At 68.0% G+C, this 18494-nt stretch carries 23 protein-coding genes and 2 pseudogenes; 9 read left to right on the forward strand and 16 right to left on the reverse strand.

The window, feature by feature from the left end:
• Positions 1-56: 56 nt before the first annotated feature.
• The 4 genes from ASD47_RS04175 to tcyJ form a co-directional block, all read right to left on the reverse strand.
• Positions 57-359, reverse strand: coding sequence for a hypothetical protein (locus tag ASD47_RS04175; RefSeq protein ID WP_056752082.1), 303 nt, complete (start codon positions 357-359; stop codon positions 57-59).
• 62 nt (positions 360-421) lie between these two features.
• A complete protein-coding gene (locus tag ASD47_RS04180; RefSeq protein WP_056752085.1) occupies positions 422-1177 on the reverse strand; it encodes an amino acid ABC transporter ATP-binding protein in 756 nt (251 codons plus the stop codon).
• A complete protein-coding gene (gene tcyL, locus ASD47_RS04185; protein WP_056752087.1) occupies positions 1174-1830 on the reverse strand; it encodes a cystine ABC transporter permease in 657 nt (218 codons plus the stop codon). Before tcyL ends, ASD47_RS04180 begins: the two co-directional genes overlap by 4 nt.
• Positions 1831-1897: 67 nt before the next feature.
• Complete coding sequence (gene tcyJ / locus ASD47_RS04190; protein WP_056752089.1) at positions 1898-2707, reverse strand: cystine ABC transporter substrate-binding protein; 810 nt, start codon at positions 2705-2707, stop codon at positions 1898-1900.
• Positions 2708-2878: 171 nt separating this feature from the next.
• Between tcyJ and ASD47_RS04195 the strand changes: the two genes are divergently transcribed.
• Positions 2879-4060 carry a M48 family metalloprotease gene (locus tag ASD47_RS04195; RefSeq protein WP_056752092.1) on the forward strand — a complete coding sequence of 394 codons (1182 nt, stop codon included), beginning with the start codon at positions 2879-2881 and terminating at the stop codon, positions 4058-4060.
• Here the strand turns inward: ASD47_RS04195 and ASD47_RS26465 are convergent.
• Both ASD47_RS26465 and ASD47_RS04200 read right to left on the reverse strand, forming a co-directional pair.
• A pseudogene (locus ASD47_RS26465) lies at positions 4057-4178 on the reverse strand (hypothetical protein). The gene ASD47_RS04195 and the pseudogene ASD47_RS26465 overlap by 4 nt on opposite strands.
• A 3-nt stretch (positions 4179-4181) precedes the next feature.
• Positions 4182-5297: a beta-ketoacyl-ACP synthase III gene (locus ASD47_RS04200; protein WP_056752095.1), complete on the reverse strand. Its 1116-nt coding sequence runs from the start codon at positions 5295-5297 to the stop codon at positions 4182-4184.
• A 312-nt stretch (positions 5298-5609) separates the two neighbouring features.
• On the opposite strand from ASD47_RS04200, the gene ASD47_RS04205 reads away from it, so the two are divergent.
• Positions 5610-6155, forward strand: a complete 546-nt coding sequence (locus ASD47_RS04205) for a porin family protein (RefSeq protein ID WP_056752098.1) — start codon at positions 5610-5612, stop codon at positions 6153-6155.
• A 76-nt stretch (positions 6156-6231) separates the two neighbouring features.
• Here ASD47_RS04205 and ASD47_RS04210 read toward each other — a convergent pair whose 3' ends face one another.
• Entirely contained in the window at positions 6232-6645 is a 414-nt protein-coding gene (locus ASD47_RS04210) for a DUF805 domain-containing protein (RefSeq protein ID WP_056752101.1), read from the reverse strand.
• A 44-nt stretch (positions 6646-6689) separates the two neighbouring features.
• Positions 6690-7154 (reverse strand): DUF805 domain-containing protein, encoded by a 465-nt coding sequence (locus ASD47_RS04215; protein WP_056752103.1) that lies wholly within the window; start codon positions 7152-7154, stop codon positions 6690-6692.
• A 179-nt stretch (positions 7155-7333) separates the two neighbouring features.
• Between ASD47_RS04215 and ASD47_RS04220 the strand changes: the two genes are divergently transcribed.
• Entirely contained in the window at positions 7334-7738 is a 405-nt protein-coding gene (locus ASD47_RS04220) for a hypothetical protein (protein ID WP_056752107.1), read from the forward strand.
• Positions 7735-8670, forward strand: a complete 936-nt coding sequence (locus tag ASD47_RS04225; RefSeq protein ID WP_056752110.1) for a sterol desaturase family protein — start codon at positions 7735-7737, stop codon at positions 8668-8670. Before ASD47_RS04220 ends, ASD47_RS04225 begins: the two co-directional genes overlap by 4 nt.
• 3 nt (positions 8671-8673) lie before the next feature.
• Here the strand turns inward: ASD47_RS04225 and ASD47_RS04230 are convergent, their stop codons facing one another.
• Both ASD47_RS04230 and ASD47_RS04235 read right to left on the reverse strand, forming a co-directional pair.
• The gene (locus ASD47_RS04230) at positions 8674-9567 is read right to left on the reverse strand and encodes an SPFH domain-containing protein (RefSeq protein WP_056752113.1); all 894 of its coding nucleotides are present in this window, start codon (positions 9565-9567) and stop codon (positions 8674-8676) included.
• On the reverse strand, positions 9564-9806 hold the full coding sequence (locus ASD47_RS04235) for a hypothetical protein (protein WP_056752116.1): 243 nt from the start codon (positions 9804-9806) through the stop codon (positions 9564-9566). The genes ASD47_RS04230 and ASD47_RS04235 overlap by 4 nt, the downstream gene beginning before the upstream one ends.
• A 150-nt stretch (positions 9807-9956) precedes the next feature.
• On the opposite strand from ASD47_RS04235, the gene ASD47_RS04240 reads away from it, so the two are divergent.
• Both ASD47_RS04240 and ASD47_RS04245 read left to right on the forward strand, forming a co-directional pair.
• Positions 9957-10427 (forward strand): hypothetical protein, encoded by a 471-nt coding sequence (locus ASD47_RS04240; protein WP_056752119.1) that lies wholly within the window; start codon positions 9957-9959, stop codon positions 10425-10427.
• Between the two features lie 25 nt (positions 10428-10452).
• The gene (locus tag ASD47_RS04245) at positions 10453-11478 is read left to right on the forward strand and encodes an IS110 family transposase (protein ID WP_056752121.1); all 1026 of its coding nucleotides are present in this window, start codon (positions 10453-10455) and stop codon (positions 11476-11478) included.
• 172 nt (positions 11479-11650) lie between these two features.
• Here the strand turns inward: ASD47_RS04245 and ASD47_RS04250 are convergent, their stop codons facing one another.
• From ASD47_RS04250 to ASD47_RS04260, 3 genes are all read right to left on the reverse strand, one after another.
• Entirely contained in the window at positions 11651-13432 is a 1782-nt protein-coding gene (locus tag ASD47_RS04250) for a recombinase family protein (protein ID WP_082564453.1), read from the reverse strand.
• A gap of 18 nt (positions 13433-13450) precedes the next feature.
• The gene (locus ASD47_RS04255; protein ID WP_056752124.1) at positions 13451-13648 is read right to left on the reverse strand and encodes a hypothetical protein; all 198 of its coding nucleotides are present in this window, start codon (positions 13646-13648) and stop codon (positions 13451-13453) included.
• Positions 13649-13812: 164 nt separating this feature from the next.
• Positions 13813-14205 carry a hypothetical protein gene (locus ASD47_RS04260; protein WP_056752127.1) on the reverse strand — a complete coding sequence of 131 codons (393 nt, stop codon included), beginning with the start codon at positions 14203-14205 and terminating at the stop codon, positions 13813-13815.
• 50 nt (positions 14206-14255) lie between these two features.
• Here ASD47_RS04260 and ASD47_RS26470 point away from each other — a divergent pair, with 50 nt between their 5' ends.
• A complete protein-coding gene (locus ASD47_RS26470; protein WP_156402103.1) occupies positions 14256-14453 on the forward strand; it encodes a hypothetical protein in 198 nt (65 codons plus the stop codon).
• A gap of 23 nt (positions 14454-14476) precedes the next feature.
• Here ASD47_RS26470 and ASD47_RS04265 read toward each other — a convergent pair.
• Both ASD47_RS04265 and ASD47_RS04270 read right to left on the reverse strand, forming a co-directional pair.
• Positions 14477-15560: pseudogene (locus tag ASD47_RS04265) on the reverse strand (NAD regulator).
• Positions 15484-16125, reverse strand: a complete 642-nt coding sequence (locus tag ASD47_RS04270; protein ID WP_156402104.1) for a YfbR-like 5'-deoxynucleotidase — start codon at positions 16123-16125, stop codon at positions 15484-15486. The pseudogene ASD47_RS04265 and the gene ASD47_RS04270 overlap by 77 nt, the downstream one beginning before the upstream one ends.
• A 153-nt stretch (positions 16126-16278) precedes the next feature.
• On the opposite strand from ASD47_RS04270, the gene ASD47_RS04275 reads away from it, so the two are divergent.
• Both ASD47_RS04275 and ASD47_RS04280 read left to right on the forward strand, forming a co-directional pair.
• On the forward strand, positions 16279-17094 hold the full coding sequence (locus ASD47_RS04275) for a universal stress protein (RefSeq protein WP_056752133.1): 816 nt from the start codon (positions 16279-16281) through the stop codon (positions 17092-17094).
• A gap of 33 nt (positions 17095-17127) precedes the next feature.
• Positions 17128-17499: a hypothetical protein gene (locus ASD47_RS04280; protein WP_056752136.1), complete on the forward strand. Its 372-nt coding sequence runs from the start codon at positions 17128-17130 to the stop codon at positions 17497-17499.
• A gap of 152 nt (positions 17500-17651) precedes the next feature.
• Here the strand turns inward: ASD47_RS04280 and ASD47_RS04285 are convergent, their stop codons facing one another.
• The gene (locus ASD47_RS04285) at positions 17652-18485 is read right to left on the reverse strand and encodes a hypothetical protein (RefSeq protein ID WP_056752138.1); all 834 of its coding nucleotides are present in this window, start codon (positions 18483-18485) and stop codon (positions 17652-17654) included.
• Between the last annotated feature and the right edge of the window lie 9 nt (positions 18486-18494).

The raw sequence follows: 18494 nt of genomic DNA on the forward strand, positions 1-18494 counted from the left end.
GCCGAACGGATCCCGGGGGTGACGCCTATGTCGTCCCCCGAAACCCGAAGGCGGGCCTATTCGCCCTTGTTCATGGCCGGATTCAGCGCGGCCAGGATGTCCTGCAGCTCGTCCGAGCGCGACGCGCCCGAGACGTTCAGGCGGGTGTAGAGGTACTCGGCCTTGTGTTTCATCGCCGCCTCGGGGAAGCGATTGCCGGCCCCGTGCAGGTTGTTGGCCTCGCCGGCGTAGACGACGGTTCCGGTGGCGTCGACGAAGACGAAGTTGCCAGCGATCGTCGTCCGAGGATCGCGATCCTCGGCCAGCTTGTAACGGTAGACGGCGCCTGATGCGCCTTGCAGATCGATATAGGGTTTCACTGGACCTCGCCTCACAGCACACGGCGTCGGCGGAGAGGAGGTGAGGGGCGCCGGAGGCCAAATTATGACCTTAGGCCACTCACCTTGCTGAGGAATCGCCGCGTACGTTCTTCCTTAGGCGAACCAAGCACTTCGGCGGAAGGGCCTTGTTCAATTATAACGCCGTCATCCATGAACAGCGTCCGATCGGCCACATCCCGGGCGAAGTCCATCTGGTGGGTCACGATCACCATGGTCCGCTTCTCGGCGGCCAGGTCGCGGATCACCGTCAGCACCTCGCCGACCAGTTCCGGATCCAGTGCCGAGGTCGGTTCGTCGAACAGGATGACCTGCGGATCCATGGCCAGGGCCCGGGCGATGGCGCAGCGCTGCTGCTGGCCGCCGGACAGCTCCCGCGGATAGGCGTCGACCCGATGGGCCAGGCCCACCTTGGTCAGCAGGGCCCGAGCTTTGTCGCGGGCGGCGGCGGGCGCTTCGCCGCGCACCACGATCAGGCCCTCGGCGACGTTGTCCAGGGCCGTGCGGTGCGGGAACAGGTTGAAACCCTGGAACACGAAGCCGACCCGGCCCTTCAGGGCGCGGGCCAGCGGCGGCTTGGCGCCGGCCGTGATCCCGGCCACGGTCAGGGTCCCGCCGTCGATGGCCTCCAGCCCGGCCAGGCAGCGCAGCAGGGTGCTCTTGCCCGAGCCGCTGGGACCGATGACCGCGACGACCTCGCCGGGCGTCACGGTTAGGTCGACGCCGTTCAGAACGGTCGTGTCGCCGAAGCGCTTGACCAGACCCTTGGCGTCGATGGCGCTTCCTGGAGCCTCGCTCATCGGCGGCCCTCCGCCTGGCGTTCCAGCCGGGTCTGGCCCAGGGCCAGCAGGCTGGACAGGATCCAGTAGAGGGCGGCGGCCGCCAGGTACATGGCGAAGATCTCGTAGGTGCGAGCGGTGATCAACTGGGCTTGTCGGAACAGCTCGGGCACCTGGATGGTGGCGGCCAGGGAGGTGTCCTTGACCAGGCTGATGAAGCTGTTGGACAGGGGCGCGACGGCGGTGCGGGCCGCCTGGGGCAGGATCACCCGGCGCAGGGCCTGGCCGCGGCTCATCCCCAGCACGCTGGCGGCCTCCCACTGGCCCTTGTCGACGGCGGCGATGGCGCTGCGCAGGATCTCGCCGGCATAGGCCCCGATATTGATCGAGAAGCCGATCCCGGCGGCCAGCAACGGCGGCAGCTGCACGCCCATCTGCGGCAGGCCGTAATAGATCAGGAACAGCTGCACCAGCAGCGGCGTGCCGCGGATCGCCGAGACATAGACGGCGGCGGGCCAGCGCAGGAACGGGCTGCGCGACAGTCGCATCAGGGCCAGGCCGAACCCGATCGCCAGACCCACGCCCATGCCGATCAGGCTGAGCAGCACTGTGTAGCCCGCGCCCTTCAGCAGCAGCGGCGCCGATTGCGCGACGAGGTCGAGGGCGGGGGTCATCGCGGACGGGCCGCGGGCGCGGCCGGGGACAGGCGCATGCGCCTGTCCCCAATCCTGGAACGGACCTTCACTTCGTCACGTCCTGGCCGAACCATTTCATCGAGATCGCCGCCAGCTGGCCGTTGGCGCGCAGGGCGTCGATGGCCTCGTCGATCGTGACCTTCATGGCGGGGTCGCGCAGCATCGCCACGCCCATGCCCTGGCTGGCGAAGGGCGGGCCGGAGGCGACGAAGTCGGGCGAGGTCTTGACGAAGTCGGCGGCCACCAGCCGGTCGTTCAGCACCGCGTCGATGCGGCCGGCCTTCAGGTCCTGGTACTTGGTGGGGTCGTCGTCATAGGTGCGAACGACGGCGGTAGGGACATTGGTCCGCAGCCAGGTCTCGTAGTTGGTGCCCAGGCCCACGCCCACCTTCTTCCCCGCCAGGTCGGCGGGCGTTGCGATCCCCGCCTGGCCCTTGCGGACGATGATCTGGATGCCCGAGACGGTGTAGGGCCGCGAGAAGTCGTACTTGGCGGCCCGTTCCGGCGTGATGGTGATCTGGTTGATCACCACGTCGATGCGCCTGGACTCCAGCGCCCCCAGCAGGCCGGCGAACGGCGAGGGGTGGAACTCGGCCTTGACCTTCATCTGGGCGGCCAGGGCCTTGGCGAAGTCGACCTCGAAGCCGGCCAGCTGGCCGTCCTTGTCCTGGAAGTTGAACGGCGGATAGGTGCCTTCCAGGCCGATGCGCAGGGTCTTGGTCGCCTCGACGTGCTTGAGACCGGTTTCGGCCGCGTCGCCGGCCTTGCCGCCGCAGCCGGCCAGGGCCCCCAAACCCAGCGTGGCCGCGCCGAGAGCCAGGCTGATCAGGAGTTCACGACGAGCGGGGAATCGCATGCGAGCCTCGGAAGACGAAATCATCCGCCCATTTCTATACGCCCCGCGCGCCGCCGCCAGAGGCAAGCCGCGCCGCCGCGCCGCCGCCCCCAACCTGACCGAGATTTAACCTGACGACGCGCCTCGGCTCTGGCTTCCTGCCGGGCTGTATCGTTCATCGGGGGACTTCCATTGGCTCTGTTCGATCCGGCCGCCGCCACCGCCGCCTATCTGGCGCAACTGCCGCCCGAGGCGCACGCCAAGGCCACGGCCTATACGCAAGGCGGGCACTGGCTGCTGCTGTGGGGCTTCGTGGTCTCGGCCCTGGTGTCGTTCCTGATCGTGCGCTGGGGCGTGCTGGTCGCCCTGCGCCGGCGGCTGGAGCGTCGCAAGTCGCGGCCCGTCCTGGTCAGCCTGGTGGTCGGCGTCGTCTACCTGCTGGTCGACAGCGTCCTGAGCCTGCCGTGGTCGATCTACGCCGACTGGTGGCGGCAGAAACAGTACGGCCTGACCAGCCAGGCCTTCGCCGGCTGGCTGGGCGAGCAGGCGATCAGCACGGCGATCGGCGCGGTGCTGTTCGGCCTGTTCCTGACCGCGCTCTACGCCCTGATCCGCAAGGCGCCGCGCAGCTGGTGGCTGTGGAGCGGCGGGCTGACGGCGGTGTTCATCACCGTCATGATGGTGCTGGCCCCGATCTATATCGAGCCGATCTTCAACCGGTACACGCCCGCGCCGGCCGGACCGGTGCGCGACCAGGTGGTCGCCATGGCCAAGGCCAACGGCGTCCCGGCCGACAAGATCTTCGTCTACGACGGCTCCAAGCAGTCCAACGCCTATACCGCCAACGTCTCGGGCCTGTTCGGCTCGGCGCGGGTGGCGATGAGCGACACCATGTTCAAGCAGGGCGCGGACCTGGCCGAGGTGCGCGGCGTGGTCGGCCATGAGATGGGCCATTACGCCCACCACCACGCGCTGTGGATCGCCGGCGTCATGAGCCTGCTGGCCATCGTCGCCTTCTTCCTGGTCGACCGCTTGTTCGCGCCGGTCGCCGCCCTGATGGGCGCGGAGACGGTGCGGGGCCTGGCCGACCCGGCCGGCCTGCCGGTGCTGGCGGTGATCCTGGGCCTGCTGGGCCTGTTGGGCCAGCCGGCGACCAACAGCCTGATCCGCATCGCCGAGAGCGACGCCGACCACTACAGCCTGGCGCATTTCAACGAGCCGGACGGCCTGTCCAAGGCCCTGGTCAAGACCATCGAATACCGGGCGGCGACGCCGGGCAAGCTGGAGGAGATCCTGTTCTACGACCACCCGGCGGTGGGCAACCGCATTCGCCGGGCGATGGACTGGAAGGCGGCGCATCCGAAGGCGGATTAGCTGAGAGGCTGTGCGTCCTTCGAGGCCCGCTGCGCGGGCGCCTCAGGATGAGGAGCGTTGTAGCTCTGAATTCCTCATCCTGAGGTGCGAGCCGTAGGCGAGCCTCGAAGGACGCAATGCGCTACCGCTTGCGCACGAACACCGTCCCCGCCGAATAGCCCGCGCCGAAGCTGCAGATCAGGCCCGTCTCGCCCGGCGCGAAGTCGTCGCTGGCGGTGTGGAAGGCGATGATCGAGCCGGCCGAGCTGGTGTTGGCGTAGGTATCCAGGATGATCACGTTCTCGCCGGGCTGCGGGTCTCGCCCCAGCACCTTGCGGCCGATCATCTCGTTCATGTTGATGTTGGCCTGGTGAAGCCACAGGCGCTTCAGCCCGGTCGGCTCGACGCCGATGTCGCCGGCGTGCTCGACGATCATCTCGCTGACCATCGGCACCACCTCGCGGAACACCTTGCGGCCTTCCTGCACGAACAGCTTGTCCTTGGCGCCGATTCCCTCGGGGGCGGTGCGGTTCAGGAAGCCGAAGTTGTTGCGGATGTTGTTGGAGAACTGGGTCTTCAGCCGCGTGCCCAGGATCTCCCAGCCGCCGCTGGCCTGGCTTTCGTCTTCCAGGATCACGGCCGTGGCCACGTCGCCGAAGATGAAGTGGCTGTCGCGGTCGGTGAAGTTCAGGTGGCCCGAGCAGATCTCGGGATTGACCATCAGCACGGCCTTGGCGCTGCCGGTGGCGATGAAGTCGGCGGCGGTCTTGATGCCGAAGGTCGCCGAGGAGCAGGCGACGTTCATGTCGAAGGCGAAGCCGTCGATGCCCAGGGCCTGCTGCACCTCGATGGCCATGGCCGGATAGGCCCGCTGCATGTTCGAGGCCGCGCAGATCACCGCGCCGATCTCCGAGGCGGGCTTGCCCCAGCGTTCGATCGCCTGCCTGGCGGCCTCGACGGCCATCTCGGCCAGGATCGAGATCTCCTCGTTGGGCCGTTCGGGCAGGATCGGCCGCATGACCTCGGGGTCGACGATCCCGGTCTTGTTCATCACGTAGCGGGCCTTGATGCCCGAGGCCTTCTCGATGAACTCGGGCGAGGAGGGGGCCAACGCGGTGATCTCGCCGGCCGCGATCGCCTCGGCGTGGGCGGCGTTGAAACGCTCGACATAGGTGTTGAAGGCTTCGACCAACTCGGTGTTCGAAACGCTGAACGGCGGGGTGTACAGCCCCGTGGCGACGATGACGGCTTTAGGCAAGGCGGCGGTCCCGGTGACGCTGGCGCGCCTCCCCTGAAAACAGGTGCGGGCGCGGCTTGGCTCTGTTGTCCGATCAATAGCACGCCCGGCGCGGGCGTCACCTTTCCCCGCGCGGCAGGGATGTCACACCTCGCCGCTTTCGAGGCCGGACACGGAACGATTTGGCGTCGCCACAATCGCCACGGACATGTCGGGAACGACACGCAATGGCCGCAAAAGGCCCAGGGAGGGTCCAATGGCGGCCCCAGGGCGCGGCTATCCAGGGCAGGCCGAGGCGCTCCCCCTGCCTCGCCAGTACCAAGGAGTACAACAATGAAGACTCTCATGTCGGCGGCCGTTTTGGCCGCGCCGGTGGTCGCCATGGCGGTCGCCGCCGCTCCCTCCCTGTCCCACGCCCAGGACACCGGGGTCTACGGGACCCTCGGCTACGCCGGATCCCGCGCCGAAGGCGCCGACACCGGCGCGGTGCAGGGCCGCCTGGGCGCCAAGCTGACCCCGCATTTCGGCGTCGAGGGCGAGCTGTCCGGCGGCGTCAAGGACGACGACATCGACACCAACGGCGTGCGGTCCAACATCGAGCAGACGCACTCGGCCGCGGTCTATGGCGTGGGCTTCCTGCCCGTGACCCCGAAGATCGACCTGATCGGCCGCGTCGGCTACGGCAACACCCAGTTCAAGCAGACCCTGGCCGGGGTCGAGAGCAAGTTCGACGCCGACAGCGTCAACTACGGGGTCGGCGCCCAGTACAAGGTCGACGACAAGAACGGCGTGCGCGTCGACTACACCCGCCAGCAGTTCCGCGACAACGACGCGGCCGACGCCAACGTGGTGTCGGTGGGCTACGCCCGGAAGTTCTAGTCAGGCCTGGACCTCAAACGAAAGAAGCGCGCCTCCTTGCGGGGGCGCGCTTCCTGAGTCCTGGGGACGTCGGCGGTCAGCTGAAGACGGCGGCCGTGTCGCCCGTGCTCGAGCTCTTGGGGTCGGGGCCGAACTTGTTGGGGCCGTTGGTGCCCGGCAGCACGGTGAAGACCAGCAGCACCAGGCCGCCGACGAAGGGCAGAAGGGCGATCAGCAGCCACCAGGCCGAGCGGTCGGTGTCGTGCAGCCGGCGGAAGCTGACGGCCAGGCTGGGGATGAGGATTCCCAGGACGAACAGGAAGTAGAGGCCGCTCAGCACCATGCCGATGGGGTTCATGTTGCCGCTGGTTCCACCACCGATCGCGCTGACCAGGATGAAATAGGCGATCTCGACCACGATGATGAACAGCGTGAACAGCCAGTATTCCGAACGGCGGGCGCGGCCGGAGAAATCGGCGTATTTCTTGAGCGGCTGGAACATCAGGGACATGGCAGGCTCCTGTGAAGGCCCCGGAGGGGCGTGAATTTTCGCGGTCAGGCCTGGGCCGGATCGGAAGGCGGGCCGCCGGCTGGCGGGTAATAGTGATTGTGCACGACGGTCGGATGGCCGTAGCCGGGGCGGCCCTTGGGATCGGGGCCGTAGCGGTTCTCGCCGGGCGTGCCGTCCAGCAGGGTGAAGATGAGCACCACGAAGCTGCCGAAGGGCACGAAGCTCAGCAGCAGCCACCAGCCGGACTTGTCGCTGTCGTGCAGGCGGCGGATGCTCACCGCGAGGCTGGGGATGAGCATGGCTAGGCAGAACAGCCCCAGCAGCGCCAGGAAGATCGAGGCCGCGACGTTGAGCTGACCGTCGCCGCCTCCGGTCGCCGCGGCGACCATGACCAGGGCGAGGAACAGGCCAAAGGTCACCAGGACTTGGAACAGCGTGAACAGCCAGTATTCCGAACGCCGGGCGCGGCCCTCGAACTCGGCATACTTGCGCAAGGCCTCGAACATCATGCGGTTAAGCTTCCCCCGGCGGCTCGCGATTGGCCGATTCTGACAACCCGAAGGCGAACCTAGGGTGGGAAGACGGTCGCCGTAAAGAACAATTGCCAAGATCACTTGGCGGCCGGGCGGAAGGCTTGACGCCGGCCGACGCCACGCCGACGCTGAAGCGATCGGGAGGAAGCGTCGCTTTGGACAAGGCGCTGATCATTCAGCTGGCGGGCTCGGCCGCGGCCGTGGGGCTGCTGGTGGCCCTGGCGGCCTGGGCGCGGATCGCGCGGCCGACTCCGCCGCTCGACGCCGAGGCCGCGCGAGCTCTGCTGGCGATCGAGTTCCCTGACGACCCGGTCGAGGCCCTGTGGATCGCCGCCGACGGGGCCGGGCTGGTGGCGCGGTCGGGCGAGCGGGCCCTGGTCGCCTGGCGCAGGGGCGACGGCTATGTGGCTCGTGAACTGCCGTGGGCCGCGGCGCTGGCCGCCAGGCCCGCCCGGGGCGTCCTGGCCCTCAGGACCGCGGACGGCGTGGCCCGCCTGGCGCTGAACGACGGCGAGCCCTGGCCGCCGTCGCGGTTCCTGTCCGGGGAGATCGCCGCGTGAAGACCTTCGACCCTGTGCAGGCGGCCATTCCGTTCTTCGTGCTGGCCGTGATCCTGGAGATCGTCCTGGCGCGGATGGGCCGGGCGAACGCCCGCTACGAGACCCGGGACACCGCCGTCTCCCTGGCCATGGGTCTGGGCAGCAGCATCGCCGGAACCCTCGTGGGCGGGGTGATCTTCGCCGCCAGCCTGTGGGTCTGGCAGCACCGGATCTTCACGATCCCGATGACCGCCGTCTGGGCCTGGGCGGCGCTCTTCTTCGCCGAGGATCTGACCTATTACGCATTCCACCGTCTGTCGCACGAACGGCGGTTCTGGTGGGCCAGCCACGTCAACCACCACACCTCCACCCACTACAACCTGTCGACCGCCCTGCGGCAGACCTGGACGGGCGGGGTGGCCGGGACCTGGCTGCTGTGGCTGCCGCTGTCGTTCCTGGGCTTCCCGCCGGCCATGGTGGCCATCCAGAAGGGGATCAGCCTAGTCTACCAGTTCTGGATCCATACCGAGGCGATCAAACGCATGCCGGCCTGGTTCGAGGCGGTGTTCAACACGCCGTCGCACCACCGGGTGCACCACGCCCGCAACGCCCGCTACCTGGACGCCAACTACGCCGGGGTGCTGATCATCTGGGACCGGATGTTCGGCACCTTCATCCCCGAGACCGACGAGGAGCCGATCCGTTACGGCACGGTCAGGAATCTGGCCAGCTTCAACCTGCTGACCAACGTCTTCCACGAGTGGATCGGCATCGGCCGGGACCTTCTGGCGTCACGCTCGCTGCGTGAAGTGCTGGGCTACCTGTTCGGCCCGCCCGGCTGGAGCCCGGACGGCTCGCGGGACACGTCCCGCACGCTGAAGGCCAAGTGGCGGGCGCGGTCGGAGGCCGCCGAACGGTCCCGCGTCGAGGCGCGGAACGACCCGGCGGCCTGACCGTCAGTCGATCTTGACGAAGGGCGTCGCGCCGCCGGTCACCTTGGGCAACTCGCCGTTCCACTTCTCGATGGCCAGCTGCTGCAGGATCTGCGGGTTGGCGCGGATGGCCTCGCCCTTGATGCGGATGGATTCGGCCTCGCCGCGCGCCTTGGCGATGGCGGCGTTGGCCAGGGCGGTTTCCTTGGCTTCCAGCGCCTTGGCGGCCAGGGCCTCCTGCTCCAACTGGGTCTTGTTCTGCATCTGCTGGATGATGGCGTCCGGATAGCGGATCGAGCCGATCCAATCCATCTGCGAGACCGTGACGCCGTGCTTGGCCCATTTGCCCGACACCCGGGCGAAGGCGCGCTGCATCACCGCCTGGCGACCGCCGCTGTACAGCGTCTCGACCCCGACCTTCTCGGCCTCGGCGGCGACCGCTGAGCGCACGTCGTTGCGGATCGGGCCGTCCAGCAGCTGGTCGAACGACAGGCGGTAGGTCTGGTAGAGGTTGGGCGCCGAGGCCGGGTTCACCTGCAGGGTCACCGACACGTCCGCCGTCATCGGCAGACCGGTGTTGTCGGAGAAGGTGATCTCCTCGTTCTCGTTGCCGCGCTCGTCCTTTTCGCGGGTGTAGCTGTAGGTCCGCTGGATCACCGGATACTGGACGATCCGTTCGCCGATGCCGCGGAAATACCAGCGGGCGGGCAGGGGCTCGGGCGAGACGCCGGCCCCGGAGCCCAGGGTCTTGATCTTCACGCCGGCGTTGCCGGGCTCGACCGTGGTGCTGTGCGAGGCGACGCCGCACGAACCGACCAGCAGGACCAGCAGGCTGACGCCGCCGATGGCGATCACCCGACCGGTGTTCTGGATCTTCGAGCGCGTCTTGGCGGCCCGCGCTTGGAAGTCGTTCGTCATTCCCCGATGTCCCCGTTGTTGGAATTCTGGCTCCTGGCGATATCCCGGATCAGGATGGACGCCAGCTTGCCCAAGCCCATCACCCCGACCGCGAAGGCGATCGGCGCAGCGACAAGACCGATGTCGGTCGCCGAACCCCATAGGGGCCCGACGATCACCCGCAGCAGCACGACGGCCAGCGACAGCCAGCCGATCAGATAGGCCGCGGCCTTGGCGTAGATCACGACGTGCTCCCCCATGCGGGCCGTCCCGCGTTCGCGCGAGGGTAGACCGGGAAGCTGCGCAGGGCCACGGTCGATGGCGGTGGAGGAGAGGGCGGTTCCTGGAGGAGCGGGGCGATGGGTTGCTTTCGACTCTAGCGGACGTCAAGAAACGTGATTAGCTCGGCCATGGTCTTCAAATGGATCGGTCTAGTCGCGCTCGGGTTGGCGCTCGCGTCGTGCTCGGGCGAGGGCTTCACCAGCCACACCCGGCAGTTTTCCGGCGTCTGGCTCTACGAGTTTGAAGGGTCGACCTTTGTCGAAGGCGCCACCGAGATACCGACGGAGCGCCCAGCCGCTGAAGAGATGGACTGGCTGGAGTGGGCCGATTGGCCGGATCTGGAAAACCTCATGGAGAAGCGCCTCGGAAACGGGGACTGCTACACGGTTCAGCCGTTCCTGGTCACTTTTGTCGGTCGCAGGACGCACCATCCATTTGGTGGCGCCGGCCATCTGGGCCTATGGCGATCAACGGTGACGGTGCAAAGACCGATCTCGGCCAAACGGCTCGGCCCGTCATTCTGCTACGACCGCTTACGACCCAAGTCGATGGGGTGGACGCCCCCCGACGGCATCAATGTGCCAAAGTGGAGGTGTTGAAAACACCACTGCAAAGGAGGCGTCCGTGGAAGAAGTTATCACAATCGGGCTCGACTTGGCCAAGTCGGTCTTTCAGGCGCATGGCGCGGATCGGGCCGGCGGCGTGGTCTTCCGCAAGAAGCTGCGACGAGAACAACTGCTGGCGTTCTTCGCCAGCCAGCCACGCTGCCTGGTGGCGATGGAAGCTTGCGCCAGCGCCCACTATTGGGCGCGTGAGATCGGCGGCCTGGGCCACGAGATCCGCCTGATCCCGCCGGCCTATGTGAAGCCATTCGTGAAGCGGCAGAAGAACGACATGGCCGACGCCGAGGCCATCTGCGAGGCGGCGCAGCGGCCGACGATGCGGTTCGTCACGCCCAAGAGCGCGCAGGCCCAAGGCTCGGCCGTGGTGTTCCGAACACGTGATCTCCTGGTCAGGCAGCGCACCCAGCTGATCAATGCGCTGCGGGGCCATCTAGCCGAGTTCGGCTTCGTGGTCCGGCAAGGCGCGGCGCACGCTGCGAGGCTGATGGATGTGGTCGACGACCCCAACAGCGATCTGCCGATCGAGGCGCGACCAGTGCTGGCCATCATCGCCGCGAGCCTGCGAGCCCTACAGGGCCAAATCGCCAAGCTGGATGCTGAGATCGCCGCACGAGCCAAGCGCGATCCTGTCGCCAGACGGCTGATGACTATCCCGGGCGTTGGGCCCGTCGTCGCCACCGCGCTGGTGGCGCTGGCGCCAGCCGCCAGCACCTTCAAGCGCGGGCGTGACTTCGCCGCCTGGGTGGGCCTTACGCCACGGCAGCATTCGAGCGGCGGCAAGGAGCGACTAGGGCGAACCAGCAAGATGGGCGAGCGCAGTCTGCGACGACTACTGATCCTCGGCGCCAGCGCCGCGGCCAGGGTGTCGGGCCGCGAGTCCGCGCCTGCCAATCCATGGCTGGAAAGCATGCTGGCCCGAAAGCCGCGGATGCTGGTCACCGTGGCGTTGGCCAACAAGATGGCGAGGATCGTCTGGGCGCTGATGGCGCACGGAGGAACCTACAGAGCTCCGGCCGTGGCGGTCTAACCGCCAGGGTCTGAGGCGTCGGAGAGGCAAAGGTCAGACGAGAGGTATGGCGCAACGGTCAGAAGACGGGGTTGGGAAAACCAGTGAAATGTCCGAGCGCCTTGAGCGCGCCAAGTCGTGCTGGACCCGATCCGCGATCTCCATACAGGCCAGCGGCGTGTGAACAGCCGCATCAACAGGCCGGACACACGGAAGCACCTGAACCGACAGCGCTAGAGATCTCGAAAAACCTCTTGCCTCGACCGGGGCGTCCACACACGGATGTTTCGCAGATTTTCCGCTCATTACATTGATCCGTCATTCCCGCCCGTGAGGCGCGCGCAACCGACAAAGCCTCGACACTAGAAGCTTCGTCGGGTTCGCGGCCAGCGGCCTGACGCTCGGTCGCCCAGGCGATCACCTTCCTAAAGTCCCCAAGTAGCTGCACCAGCACCTCGCCGCGCTTCTCCCCTGGGGTGACGACGATGCTGTCGATCACCGCCCGCAGCGCCTGGGCGGCATGATCGTGATCCTCGGGGCGGTCGAGCGCCTCGATGAGGCGCTCGACCTTCCTGCGATAGAGATTGGCCACATTAGGATGGACGTCGGGCACATCGGCCGGCGTCTCGGCCATTTGGGCCTCCAAGACCTCGACCTCGGCTTCCAGGACCCTCAGCTGCTCCATGAGCGGCCGGGAATAGCCGCCGTCCTCAATGGCCGCGACAATCCCGGCGATGGCCTTGCGGGCCTTCTCGAGCCGCTGGACATCGACGTCACGCGAGGCCCGACGCTGCTGGTTCAGCCGATTGGTCTCTTCGACCATCGTCCGCATCGCCTCACTGATCACCTCGGGCGCCATCAGGCTATCCCGCAGGCCGGCGATGACCCGCGCTTCGAGCGCATCTCGATTGACGGTCCGGGTGTTGGTGCAGCCCTTGCCCATAATGTGGCTGACGCAGCCGAAGCGATTGTTGCCACGCTTGGCCGCCGACCCGCCGCACACGCCGCAGACCAGCAGGCCCGACAGCAGGGTCTTGGGGCGGCGGTTGGCCGAAGCAGCCGCCGTGCGGCTCTTGGCCATGTTGGCCTCGTAGACGTGGACCAGGCTGTCCTGGCGCCGCCGCGCCGCTTGCCACAGACCATCCTCGATGATCCGCAGGTGCGGGGCTTGCACATGCACCCACTCGCTCTCGGGATTGAACCGAGGCTCCACGCGGCCGGTGTCGGGGTTCTTCATCCGCCGACGACGGTTCCAGATCATCTCGCCGACATAGAACTCGTTGTTGATGATGCCTGAGCCCAGGGCTCGGTTGCCTCGGATGGAGCTGTCGCACCACTTGCTGCCCCAAGGCGCCGGCACGCCCTCGGCGTTCAGTTCGATGGCGATCCGGCGCGGGCTCTTGCCGGCGGCGTAGTCGCGGAAGATGCGCCGCACCACCTCAGCCTCCTCGGGTACGATCTCTCGTTCCCCGGTCGTCACCCTGCCGGTGGCGTCGATCTCGCGCACAACCCGATAGCCATAGGCATTGCCGCAGCCGACCTTGCCCGCCTCGACGCGGCCCCGGATGCCCCGGTGGGTCTTGGCGGCGAGGTCCTTGAGGAACAGCGCGTTCATTGTGCCCTTGAGGCCGACGTGCAGTTCAGTGATCTCACCTTCGGACAACGTGACGATCGGCACGCCGGCAAAGCGTAGGCGCTTGTAGGCGCCGGCGATGTCCTCCTGATCGCGGCTGAGCCGGTCCAGGGCCTCAGCCAGCACCAAGTCGAACTTCCCAGCCAAGGCGTCGCGCAACAGCGCCTGGAGGCCCGGCCGTAGGATTACCGTCGAACCGGAAATCGCCGCGTCCGAATACGTCTCGACGACCTCCCAGGCCTGCTTGTCGGCATGCATCCGGCAGATGCGGAACTGATCGTCGATCGAATGGGGAGACTGCTTGTCGTCGGAGTAGCGGGCATAGAGGGCGACACGGGTCATGACCAAGGGCCTTTCCTGTCAGTCCTCGCCGGTCTCCCGCGAGGCTCCATTGTCGTTGGCGGCCACGCCGCCGTGGAAGAGGTCGCGTGCGATCTGGCGGCCCAGGAGGCGGGCAAGGTCCATCACCACGGCGTTGATGCGGGCCTCGGCTTCAGGGTCGCTTTCGTTGTCGTTGGCGGCGACGATGAAGGTGATCTTGCTGGGCTTATCGACCATGGCGGCCGCTCCGCGAGGGAAAGCTACCAGCTATGATCTCAGCCTAGATCAGGTCAACATCAACACAGTAATAATGTCCAAAAAGCTGAGCTAATACAATCGCGTCATGGCGAAATGCAGCGAATGATAGCTGAATATACGAAGAATATATTCGGCCTATATTTTCAGACGCCGCGCTTTATGAGCATAGCTAGAGCCTCGATGACGATGTCGTGGAGGGGGCCGCCGTCGTCACGCAGCGCTGCCGCCACAACGGCGAGCTTGCCAACTACGTCCCGCATGTCCTGAGCTTCGGCATCGGCGATGTCCCGCAACCCCTGCGTCTGCTGGCAGCGTAGCTCCTCAAGCCGCGCCTCCACGGTCGCGGTCTCCGCCTCAGCCTCGGCCGCCTCTGCCCTCCGGCCTGAGATCAACGCCCATCGCTCGGTCAGCCGATCGATCTCGCCGTCGGTTGCCAGCCACCGCCGGCATCTGTCGACGACCGGCGAGGGTCCTGCCGCTAGGACGGCGCGACGCGGCAGGGTGATCGGATTATCTGTGGACATGGCCAGGCGCATGCGCCTGTCCCCGTCCGCGGCGAAACCCCGTCCATGAAAGGAGACCTTTCATGCCTCGAACCCGAACCTGGGCTCGCCGGCGCGCCGCCTTGCTGGCGGCCGGCCTCACCCAGCCCGATCCCGAGCGCACGCGCGGACGGACGGGCCATCTTCGTCGCCAGATCTGGAAGAAATTCGCGGCGCACGAAGACCGCTGCGTCGGGGAGGCGGGATGGCCAGCCGCCCAGCGCAGGGGCGCATTCGACTAGACGTCGTGCAGCTTCACGCCAGCCTAATCCCGCAGCAGCGGCAGGCTCAGCCCCGTCGCCGGTCGCGCGGCCAGGATCTCGCGGCGGAAGCGGAACAGCTCGGCCGGGCGGCCGCCGGTGTCGGCGTCCTGGCGGCCCAGACCCTGGACCAGGTCTTCGCGCTCGACCACCCGGCGGAAGTTCTGCTTGTGCAACGGCACCCCGGCGATGGCCTCGACCGTGCGCTGCAGGGCCGACAGGGTGAACTCGGCCGGCATCAGCTCGAACACCACGGGGCGGTACTTGATCTTGCCGCGCAGCCGCGACAGGCCGGTGGCCAGGATGCGGCGGTGATCCGAGATCATCGGCTCGCCCAGGGCCGCCGACAGGGCGGCGGGCTCGGCCGGGGCGTGGCCCTCGGCCCGGGCCTGGTCGCGGGCCGCCTCGGGGGCCAGGCCCGCCTCGTAGAGCAGCTCGTAGCGCTCCAGCACCCGCTCCTCGTTCCACGGCGCGTCGTCCAGGGCGAAGGCCAGGCGAGCCCGCGAGGCCTTGCCGGGGTCGTCGCCGGCCCAGCGGCGCAGGGCGGGGGCGATGGCCTCGTCCAGCAGGGCGGGGCGGCCGTGGCGCCAGTCCTCCCAGGGGAAGAAGGCCGACCACGGGGCCCAGGCGGTGTCGGGAGCCTGGGTCTCGACCGCCGTGGGGGTCAGGCCCAGATAGCCGACCGAGACGACCCGGGCCGCCCCGGCCCCCATCTCGGCGCGCGGCGCGTCGCGACCCTCGTCCCCGAAGGTGTAGAGCTGCTCCACATAGCCCAGCTGGAAGCGGGTCTGCTGGGTGACGAAGGCGCGCAGGCCCAGCTCGAAGGTGCGGTGGCCGGCGGGGTCGAACGGACCGAACGGCAGGCCGGGCAGGGGGCTGGCGGCGTCGGTGACGGCGTCGTGCGGCCGGACGGTCAGCACCACGGCCTCGCCGTCGCGGATGGCCACCACCACCGCCGACAGGCCGATGACGACCGAGGTCGGGCCCGGGGCCCCTTGGTCTCGAGGGCCGCTCATTCGGTCTCGAACGCCGCGCCGGGCGCGGACTCGAAGCCGGCGGCGCGGGACAGCACGTGAAAGCGCTGGACATAGCGGGCCTGGGCCTCGAACGGCGGCAGGGGCAGGATCTTCAGGTCATAGCCGGCCGGCGGCGCCCCGAAGATGGCCAGGGACTCGGCGTGCTCGAAGCCGGCCAACTGGGTGGCCTCGAAGAAGGCGCAGGCCCGGTCGGCCGACTTGATCAGCTTCTTGACCGCCGGCGGGGTCTTGGGCGGCAGGCCGAAACGGATGTGGATCGCGTCCTCCAGCCGGGCCTCGAAGTCCTTGTAGCTGACGCCCAGGGCCGCCTTGAACGGGCTGATCATGTCGCCGATCACATATTCGCTGGCGTCGTGCAGCAGGGCGGCCAGCCGCCATTTCGGCTCGAGGTCGGGCTTGATGTGGGCGGCGATCTCCTCGACCACCACGCTGTGCTGGGCGACCGAGAAGCCGTGCTCGCCGGTGGTCTGGCCGTTCCAGCGCGCCACCCGGGCCAGGCCGTGGGCGATGTCCTCGATCTCGATGTCCATCGGCGAGGGGTCCAGCAGGTCCAGCCTGCGTCCCGACAGCATGCGCTGCCACGCCCGGGGCGGAGTTTTATGCAGCCCTTTGGCCACGAAATCGTTCCTTACGGTGAAGGTGCAGGCCTGACCCTGTCTGGACTGGCCCATCGATTGACAAAGATCAATGAGGAGCCGGCCTTTGGCTGTGGAAATGCGCCTGAGGCGACACCCTCGCCGTTTGGAAATGCCTGGACCAGGAGATCGATCATGAGCTGGGCGAGAATCATGGCGCCGCTGGCCGGCGCGCCGACCGACCGGGGCCTTCTGGAGGCCGCCCGGGTGCTGGCCGAGGGCTTCGACGCCGAACTGGCCTGCGTCCACGCCCCGGCCGACATGGCCGACCTGATGCCGTGGATGGGCGAGGGCTTCATGGGCGGGGTGCAGGTCACGGCGCTGGAGAGCCTGAAGGAGGCCGCCGTCGAGGGCCATCGCGCCGTCGACCGGCTGGTGGCCGAGCTGGGCTACGCCCGTAGCCGGGCGATCAGCCTGGACTCGCCGGTCTGGGCCGGCCTGGCCATGGAAGGGCGCCTGTCGGACGTGATCGTCTTCGACAGCGCCGCCGCCCGCGGCAAGGGGCCGCTGGCCGAGTCGTTCCAGCAGATGATCGCCGACGAGCAGCGACCGGTGATGGTGGCGCGGCCGGGCCTGAAGGTCGGCGGCACGGTCCTGGTGGCGTGGGACGGCGGCAAGGAGGCCAGCCGCGCCATGCGCACCGCCCTGCCGCTGCTGCAGAAGGCCGCCATGGTGGTGGTGGCCGGCGCGCCGGGCGCCTCATCGCGCAATTTCGCCCTGGAGCGCCTGGTCGAGTTCCTGGCGGCGCGCGGCGTCACGGCCACGACCAAGGTCCTGGACGGGACGGGCAACGACGCCGCGACCCTGCTGCTGGGGGCGGCCCGGGAGGTCGGCGCCGACGTCATGGTGGCCGGCGCCTTCGGCCATCCGCGCCTGCAGGAATTCATCTTCGGCGGCACCACCCGCAGCCTGCTGAACAGCGACGGCCCGTCGCTGTTCCTGTCCCACTAAGTTGTTGTTCAACAAGAAGAAGGAGGACGTGAAATGTCCCTGTCCCGCATCGTCATGCGTCTGGCCCGCAATCCCGGCACCGAGTTCGCGGGGGGCGACGACCATCGCGGCTACGCCCTGACCGCGCCGCTGACCGAGGACGGCCACCTGGACGCGGCCGCCTACGCCAAGGCCAAGGACGAGTGCGTGGTGCGCCGCTTCGCGCCGGACGAAGACGCCGCCGACGGCCGGCTGAACCGTCGCGGCGAGCGCTGGTTCTTCGACTATGACGAGGACGTCGAGCTTGATGACGAGCCCGTGCACCGCCTGGGCCAGCACCGCTTCGCCCTGGGCGAATACGTCACCGTCACTGACGACGAGGGCCGGCCGCTGACCTACAAGGTGATGGAGGTGACGCCGGTTTGAGGAGGCATATCGACCTGGAACGCTTTGCGTGGTCCTCTTCCTTCGACAGGCTCAGGATGAGGACCATTTTCTAGGCGGCGGTATTCGAAAACCTCATCCTGAGCTCGTCGAAGGACGAGGTTTTCGCTCTCAAGCCAGATATCGATTGGGCCTCACCCCCCGACGTTGTGGCGGACCAGGGTCTTCATGTCCTCGAAGATGTCGTGGTCGCTGCCGTCGCGGCCCTTGGCCTTGACCACGGCCACGGCCAGCGGGCCGCCCTTCGGGCCGCGGGCCTCGTAGCCCACGACCCGGTAGCCGCTGGCGGCCTTGTCGCTGGCCAGGATCAGGGTGGCGCGCACGCCGTCGCCACGCCGGCGCTGGCGGATCTGGGCGCCGTCGTCGGTGGCGTGGATGTCGACGTCGCCCTCTTCGTCGTTGCTGGACTTGACGCTGACATTGGCGGCGCCGCCGCTGGCGCGCTCGCTGACCTTCCGCGTCGTCTGGCCGTCGCGGACGGTGACGTTCTTGGCGACCTTGACCTCGGCCGTGTCGTCGTTGGCGTTGATGGTCAGGCCGCCGATCTTGATGTCGGCGCCCTTGTCGTGGGCGTCGATCCGGATGCCGGGCAGGCTGATCCGGGCGCTGTCGCCGCGTGGCTTGCCGCCGGGCGTCGGCGGCGTCGGCGGCGACTTGATGGCGGGCATCAGGGTCTTCAGGTCGGTCTCGATCGGCGCCAGGGCCGCCTCGGCGTCGCCGCCGTTCAGGGCCACCAGCTTGAGCGTCACCTCGGCGTTCTGGCCGGCATAGACGCAGGCCTGGCCGTCGGCGGCGGCGCTGACCCGGGTCAGTTCGCCCTGCCTGTCGGGGCAGTCGAGCCGGCTGATCGCCCGCAGCGGCTCGTGCTTGCCATATGGCTTGTGGTCCCTGTGGGCGACCTCGACCTTGGGCGAGCAGGCGGCCAGGGCGATCAGGCTCGCGGCGGCCAGCAGCGGCAGGTGTCGCATCAGAGGAAT

The sequence above is a fragment of the Caulobacter sp. Root1472 genome (assembly GCF_001426985.1).
GTDB lineage: Bacteria > Pseudomonadota > Alphaproteobacteria > Caulobacterales > Caulobacteraceae > Caulobacter > Caulobacter rhizosphaerae.

What these genes read in the sequence shown, in the direction of transcription:
- ASD47_RS04275 (WP_056752133.1), top strand. Translation starts at nt 16,279, where the DNA reads ATGAGCTGGGCGAGAATCATGGCGCCGCTGGCCGGCGCGCCGACCGAC.
- tcyL (WP_056752087.1), bottom strand. Translation starts at nt 1,830, where the DNA reads ATGACCCCCGCCCTCGACCTCGTCGCGCAATCGGCGCCGCTGCTGCTG.
- ASD47_RS04250 (WP_082564453.1), bottom strand. Translation starts at nt 13,432, where the DNA reads ATGACCCGTGTCGCCCTCTATGCCCGCTACTCCGACGACAAGCAGTCT.
- ASD47_RS04210 (WP_056752101.1), bottom strand. Translation starts at nt 6,645, where the DNA reads ATGTCCCTGATGTTCCAGCCGCTCAAGAAATACGCCGATTTCTCCGGC.
- ASD47_RS04235 (WP_056752116.1), bottom strand. Translation starts at nt 9,806, where the DNA reads ATGGGGGAGCACGTCGTGATCTACGCCAAGGCCGCGGCCTATCTGATC.
- ASD47_RS04260 (WP_056752127.1), bottom strand. Translation starts at nt 14,205, where the DNA reads ATGCGCCTGGCCATGTCCACAGATAATCCGATCACCCTGCCGCGTCGC.
- tcyJ (WP_056752089.1), bottom strand. Translation starts at nt 2,707, where the DNA reads ATGCGATTCCCCGCTCGTCGTGAACTCCTGATCAGCCTGGCTCTCGGC.
- ASD47_RS04230 (WP_056752113.1), bottom strand. Translation starts at nt 9,567, where the DNA reads ATGACGAACGACTTCCAAGCGCGGGCCGCCAAGACGCGCTCGAAGATC.
- ASD47_RS04205 (WP_056752098.1), top strand. Translation starts at nt 5,610, where the DNA reads ATGAAGACTCTCATGTCGGCGGCCGTTTTGGCCGCGCCGGTGGTCGCC.
- ASD47_RS04240 (WP_056752119.1), top strand. Translation starts at nt 9,957, where the DNA reads ATGGTCTTCAAATGGATCGGTCTAGTCGCGCTCGGGTTGGCGCTCGCG.
- ASD47_RS26470 (WP_156402103.1), top strand. Translation starts at nt 14,256, where the DNA reads ATGCCTCGAACCCGAACCTGGGCTCGCCGGCGCGCCGCCTTGCTGGCG.
- ASD47_RS04180 (WP_056752085.1), bottom strand. Translation starts at nt 1,177, where the DNA reads ATGAGCGAGGCTCCAGGAAGCGCCATCGACGCCAAGGGTCTGGTCAAG.
- ASD47_RS04285 (WP_056752138.1), bottom strand. Translation starts at nt 18,485, where the DNA reads ATGCGACACCTGCCGCTGCTGGCCGCCGCGAGCCTGATCGCCCTGGCC.
- ASD47_RS04255 (WP_056752124.1), bottom strand. Translation starts at nt 13,648, where the DNA reads ATGGTCGATAAGCCCAGCAAGATCACCTTCATCGTCGCCGCCAACGAC.
- ASD47_RS04280 (WP_056752136.1), top strand. Translation starts at nt 17,128, where the DNA reads ATGTCCCTGTCCCGCATCGTCATGCGTCTGGCCCGCAATCCCGGCACC.
- ASD47_RS04215 (WP_056752103.1), bottom strand. Translation starts at nt 7,154, where the DNA reads ATGATGTTCGAGGCCTTGCGCAAGTATGCCGAGTTCGAGGGCCGCGCC.